2 tRNA genes are annotated in these 201 nt (G+C 53.7%); both read left to right on the top strand.

The features are described from left to right. Nucleotides 1–93: transfer RNA gene (locus tag K9V48_RS28935), tRNA-Ser, on the top strand. Between the two features lie 28 nt (nt 94–121). Further along, nucleotides 122–198 (top strand) — tRNA-Met (locus K9V48_RS28930). The last annotated feature ends 3 nt before the right edge of the window (nt 199–201 follow it).

Here is a 201-nt window from a genome sequence, read left to right as displayed (position 1 = left end):
GGAGGAATACCCAAGTCCGGCTGAAGGGATCGGTCTTGAAAACCGACAGGGGTGTCAAAACCCGCGGGGGTTCGAATCCCCCTTCCTCCTCCAGATTTATTTATGTAGTTACTCTTATTATCGCGGGGTGGAGCAGTTCGGTAGCTCGTCGGGCTCATAACCCGAAGGTCGCAGGTTCAAATCCTGTCCCCGCAACCAAAA

It is taken from the genome of Metabacillus rhizolycopersici, assembly GCF_020075705.1.
The sequence above is the reverse complement of the archived record's forward strand: the minus strand, read 5'-3'. Positions and strand labels throughout refer to the sequence as shown.